The organism is Streptomyces sp. NPDC050636 (genome assembly GCF_040654775.1).
Classification (GTDB): domain Bacteria; phylum Actinomycetota; class Actinomycetes; order Streptomycetales; family Streptomycetaceae; genus Streptomyces.
In genome coordinates this window covers 1-4462 of sequence record NZ_JBFAIP010000209.1, presented here as the reverse complement: position 1 = coordinate 4462, position 4462 = coordinate 1, and the positions used below count along the sequence as shown (strand labels likewise).

General features: G+C 66.2%; 7 protein-coding genes. 3 read left to right on the top strand and 4 right to left on the bottom strand.

Annotation, left to right across the window (positions count from 1 at the left end):
* The coding region (locus AB0I10_RS40495) for a transposase (protein ID WP_363157748.1) at positions 1-321 on the top strand (321 nt) is incomplete at its 5' end.
* Between the two features lie 8 nt (positions 322-329).
* Here the strand turns inward: AB0I10_RS40495 and AB0I10_RS40490 are convergent.
* Positions 330-1244, bottom strand: coding sequence for an IS982 family transposase (locus AB0I10_RS40490; RefSeq protein ID WP_363157747.1), 915 nt, complete (start codon positions 1242-1244; stop codon positions 330-332).
* A gap of 72 nt (positions 1245-1316) precedes the next feature.
* On the opposite strand from AB0I10_RS40490, the gene AB0I10_RS40485 reads away from it, so the two are divergent.
* A complete protein-coding gene (locus AB0I10_RS40485; RefSeq protein WP_363157746.1) occupies positions 1317-2318 on the top strand; it encodes an abortive infection protein in 1002 nt (333 codons plus the stop codon).
* Between the two features lie 187 nt (positions 2319-2505).
* On the opposite strand, the gene AB0I10_RS40480 is transcribed toward AB0I10_RS40485, so the two are convergent.
* The 3 genes from AB0I10_RS40480 to AB0I10_RS40470 all read right to left on the bottom strand — a co-directional run bounded on the left by AB0I10_RS40480 (position 2506) and on the right by AB0I10_RS40470 (position 4051).
* A complete protein-coding gene (locus AB0I10_RS40480; RefSeq protein ID WP_363157745.1) occupies positions 2506-3069 on the bottom strand; it encodes a dihydrofolate reductase family protein in 564 nt (187 codons plus the stop codon).
* A gap of 93 nt (positions 3070-3162) precedes the next feature.
* The gene (locus tag AB0I10_RS40475) at positions 3163-3375 is read right to left on the bottom strand and encodes a DUF4287 domain-containing protein (RefSeq protein WP_363157744.1); all 213 of its coding nucleotides are present in this window, start codon (positions 3373-3375) and stop codon (positions 3163-3165) included.
* A gap of 106 nt (positions 3376-3481) precedes the next feature.
* Complete coding sequence (locus AB0I10_RS40470) at positions 3482-4051, bottom strand: dihydrofolate reductase family protein (RefSeq protein WP_363157743.1); 570 nt, start codon at positions 4049-4051, stop codon at positions 3482-3484.
* A 129-nt stretch (positions 4052-4180) separates the two neighbouring features.
* Between AB0I10_RS40470 and AB0I10_RS40465 the strand changes: the two genes are divergently transcribed.
* Positions 4181-4462, top strand: a 282-nt coding sequence (locus AB0I10_RS40465) for a helix-turn-helix domain-containing protein (RefSeq protein ID WP_363157742.1), incomplete at its 3' end; no start/stop codon positions are given.

The following is a 4462-nucleotide window of genomic DNA, read 5'->3' as shown; positions in this document are numbered from 1 at the left end:
ACGGCCTTCGACGGCCCGGACCGCCTCGCCGGGTTCGCCGGCGTCGCCCCGGCCCCCCGCGACTCCGGCAAGATCAGCGGCAACCTGCACCGGCCCAGACGTTACAGCCGACGCCTCCAGCGTGTCTTCTACGCCTCCGCGCTGATCAGCATCCGTTGCTGCGAGGAATCCCGCCGCTTCTACGATCGCAAACGTGCTGAGGGCAAGCGGCACACCCAGGCCGTCCTCGCTCTCGCGCGCCGCCGGGTCAACGTCCTGTGGGCCCTGTTGCGTGACGGACGGTGCTACGAACCCATACCCCCCGTCACGAACGCCGCTTGACAAAGAGATTAGGAATCGTAGGCGGTCAGTGAGCGCAGGACGGATTGTCCGGTGTGGTCGTTGTGCCAGATCACGGTGGTCAGCGCGAGGATGCGCTGCATGACGCGGGCGATGACCCCGCCGGGGGTGCGGCCTCGGTGCTGTTCGAGGTCGAGCTGTCCCTTGAAGGTCTCGTTGACCGACTCGATGACCTGCCGCAGCGGCTTGAACAGTGGTGCACCGGGCCGCTCGGGCTCGTCTTTGCGGGCCGGCCGCAGCAGTCGGATGTCCTGCTCGGCCAGCTGACGTTCGAAGTCGCGGCCGAAGTAGTGCTTGTCGCCGATCAGCGTCTGCCCGGGCCGGTCGGCGAGAAGGCCCGGCTCGGCCGCGAACAGGTCCAGCAAGGTCTCGCGCTCGTTGGCCTTGGCCCCGGTCAGGGCGAAGGCGACCGGTAGGCCCTGGAGGGTGCACACGAGATGCAGCCGTAGGCCCCAGAAGAAGCGGCTGTGGCTGGCGCAGTACCCGTATTCGGCCCGTCCGGCCAGGTCAGAGCGTTTGACGGTCTCGCGCGAGCGGCCGCACTCCACAGGCGTGGAGTCCACGATCCACACGTCGTCGCTCCACACGGAGGTATCGGTGGCCAGGAACCGGGTCACCCGGCGAAGTAGCTCGGCAGCCTTGCGCAGGCGCTTGTTGTAGCCGGGCTGCTTCGGCAGGTACGGGAAGAGATGCCGCAGGTGAGCGCGGGCGTGACGGAGCCACCGGGCCTCGGAGGCAAAGCCGAGAACGGCCTGCATCATCGCGAGCGTGACCAGCTCGGCGTCGGTGAGTCGTGGGGCGATTCCCACAGCTGGCCGCCAGGGCGCGAGATGCGGGGACTCCTTCAGCAGGTCGTCGGTCTTCACATACAGTGCAGTGGCGAGGGCGTCCAACTCTGTCTTCACACACTGACGTTGGACGCCCTCGCCCCATGCACGCAGCCGATCCCTTCAGAGCCGACCCTCTAAGCTCCGGGCATGCGAGATGACACGGCAGGTCTGGCCTGGAAAGGCATCAACTACGACACCGGCACCAACTACGCTCAAAGCGGCTTATCACGCAAGGCCGCACCAAGCAGCCTGATCCGTCAGCACATGGCGGCCATCCGAAACGATCTGAACTGCACCTCGGTCAACCTCTTCGGCACCGACATCAGTCGGCTGGCCGAGGCCGCCGGCGCCGCCCTGGACCTGGGGTTACACGTCAGCCTGCAGCCCCGCCTCATAGAAGCCGAGCCGGACGCGATGCTGCAACACCTCGCAGCAGCCGCCACGGCCGCCGAACAACTGCGGCAGCGTTACGGCCGGGTCGCCCTCAATGTGGGCTGCGAGCTAACGGTCTTCGGCTCCGGAATCATCCCCGGCGACACTCACGCGGACCGGTCCGCCAAGCTGGCCGACCCGCAGTGGTGGCCGCGCTTCCCGGAATTCAACGAGAAGCTCAACGACGTGCTCGGACGCGCTCGTGATACGGCCCGGGCCCACTTTGGCGGCCACCTGACCTACGGAGCAGGTCTGTGGGAGGAGGCGGACTGGGACGGCTTTGACATGGTGGGGCTGAACTACTACCGGATGGCCTACAACGACGCCGACTACGCCACCAACCTCCGGCGATTCCACCAGCACGGCAAACCCATCGTGATCACCGAGTTCGGCTGCTGCTCCTTTGACGGCGCCGCCGAGATGGGCCCGGCCGGTTACGGCATCGTCGACTGGACGGCCGATCCCCCCAGACTGGCAGGCTCATTCACCCGCAATGAGCAGATACAGGCGGACTACCTGTCACAACAACTGGAGCTCTTCGCGGCCGAGAAGGTCTACGGGGCGTACGTGTTCGAGTTCATCGCGCCGAAGCCCCACTCGCCCGACCCACGCTACGACTTGGACATGGCCAGCTTCGGTGTCGTCAGGGCGGTCGGGGACGGCTGGGAGCCGAAGGCCGCGTTCCACGAACTGGCCAGGCTCTACAGCTCCCACTGAACCCGGAGCCACCTCGCTGATATAGGTAGGCCCCCCCCCGCAGCTGCACACCTACCCCTTGGAATAGATCATCTAGTACGGACGACGGTAGATCTCCTCCCGTCCAGGGAACCGTGAGCGCGCCCGACCATGCCCTGGGCTCGTTCCTGCAACGAGCGGTCGGCCAAGGGGCGGTCTGTGGCGGTGTTCAGGAGCGCTTCGGCTCGAAGCGCAACGCGGTGATCCCGCAGTCGAACGGTCGAGCGGCGACGAGGCGCAGCTGCTGGTTGGCGTCGAGGTGGGGGAACACGGGCATGCCAGCGCCGATCGCGGTCGGGTTGACGAACAGGTGGAGTTCGTCGAGCAGACCTTCGGCGATCAGGCTCGACACGAGCGTGCCGCCTCCGTAGACGATCATGTCCCCGCCCGGCTGAGCCTTCAGCTTGTTCACGGTCTCGGCGAGATCGCCGCCGGCGACGACGGCGTTCTCCCAGGGCGACTCGGTAAGGGTGCGCGAGATCACGACCTTGGGCGTGTTGTTCATCTTGTCGATGGACGCCTGGTCCTCGCCCTCGGGACCGGCCGCCCAAGCCGGGATGAACCCTTCAGCGAGCTTGCGGCCCAACACGATGCAGTCGACCGGTTCGGTGAGCGCACCGATGTAGGCACTGATGTCGTCGGTCCACGGGAACGTCATCCAGTCCATCTCGCCGTTCGGGCCGGCCATGTAGCCGTCGACGGTGATCTGGACCTGGAGCTTGAGCTTTCGCATGAGCTGCTTTCCTTCGAGGTGTGGGTTCTGCAGGTGATTCGACTGGCGATCAGGCCCGCGGGGCAAGACGCGACGAGCGCCGTCAGGGGAAGTTCACTTTCCTGCGTCTTCGGCGAGGGTGTGGGCGACGAGGGCATTGGCATGGCCGTGTCCCAGTCCGTGTTCGGCCTTGAGCCAGGTGACGAGCTCCATGTGCTTGCTCAGCGGCGAGACGCGGATGAGGTCTATCCACTCCGTAACCGGGCGGCCGTACTTCTTCTCAATGGAAGGGAAGTAGCTGGCGGGGCCTTGCACCTTGGCGGTCATGTCGACGGTCTCCGTCCTGGTCTGTGTTGCTGGTTCGTGGGCCGGTGCTTCAGTCGCTGGGTGCCGGCGAATCACGGCGTGGCGAACTGGTGTGATGCGGGAGGGCTCAAGAGGGCCGGGCGGTCAGCTCGTGACGGAGCAAGACCACCTGGGAGTCGAAGGTCCTGGACTGGGTGAGGGTGAGGTCGAGCCGCTGCTGAGGAGTGCGGAAGACGGGCTTGCCGCCGCCGAGCACAACGGGGTGGACGAAGATCTGGTACTCGTCGATCAGCCCGTGCTCGGTGAGGTATCCGGCGAGCGTGGATCCGCCGAACAGCAGGAGGTGGGCGCCGCTCCGTTTGAGGGCGGTGAGCTCTTCGACGACATTCGTGTTGATCACGCGGGTGTTCCAGTCGGCCTTCTCCAGCGTGGAGGAGGCGACGACCTTGGACGCCTTGCGCCAGAGAGGGGCGAACGCGAGGTCGTGCTCGTGGGTGGAGAACTCCTCGGCGCGCGGCCAGTAGCCGGACATCATGTCCCACACCACGCGTCCGTAGAGAAAGACGTCGACGCTCTCGGTGAGGGCCTGCGAGTAGGCGGAGAGTTCGCCCTCCATGACGGGCCAGTCGAACTCGCCGTTCGGACCCTCGATATAGCCGTCCAGCGACTGGTGCACGAAGTGGGTGATCTTGCCCATGGGAGTCCCCCTGATGTGTATGCGCCTGAGCTGTCGACAACCAGCCCTTGTGTACGATGTCCACATTCGGAGGGTGCGGCAATCCGTGCCCCCCGATTGATCATGCAGGAGCCTAGACAAGTTAAGTGGATGCCGTCCACATTGGCGTCCACATTGGAGTTGGTAACAGTGGCCGAGGACGGCAAGCCGAAGCGGGACACCTACCGCCACGGCGACCTCCGCAACGCACTGATCAAGGCCGGACTCGACCTCGCCCGCGAGGGCGGGCCGGAGGCCGTGGTGCTCCGCGCCGTCACCCGCCAGGCAGGCGTCGTACCCAACGCGGCCTACCGCCACTTCGCCGACCGCGGCGCCCTGCTGCACGCCGTCTCCCAGGCCGCCATGGCCCAGGTCGCCCGCACCATGGAGGCC

Excerpts from the sequence above, each read along its gene's own strand:
- AB0I10_RS40485 (WP_363157746.1), top strand. The coding sequence starts at position 1,317 with ATGCGAGATGACACGGCAGGTCTGGCCTGGAAAGGCATCAACTACGAC.
- AB0I10_RS40480 (WP_363157745.1), bottom strand. The coding sequence starts at position 3,069 with ATGCGAAAGCTCAAGCTCCAGGTCCAGATCACCGTCGACGGCTACATG.
- AB0I10_RS40475 (WP_363157744.1), bottom strand. The coding sequence starts at position 3,375 with ATGACCGCCAAGGTGCAAGGCCCCGCCAGCTACTTCCCTTCCATTGAG.
- AB0I10_RS40470 (WP_363157743.1), bottom strand. The coding sequence starts at position 4,051 with ATGGGCAAGATCACCCACTTCGTGCACCAGTCGCTGGACGGCTATATC.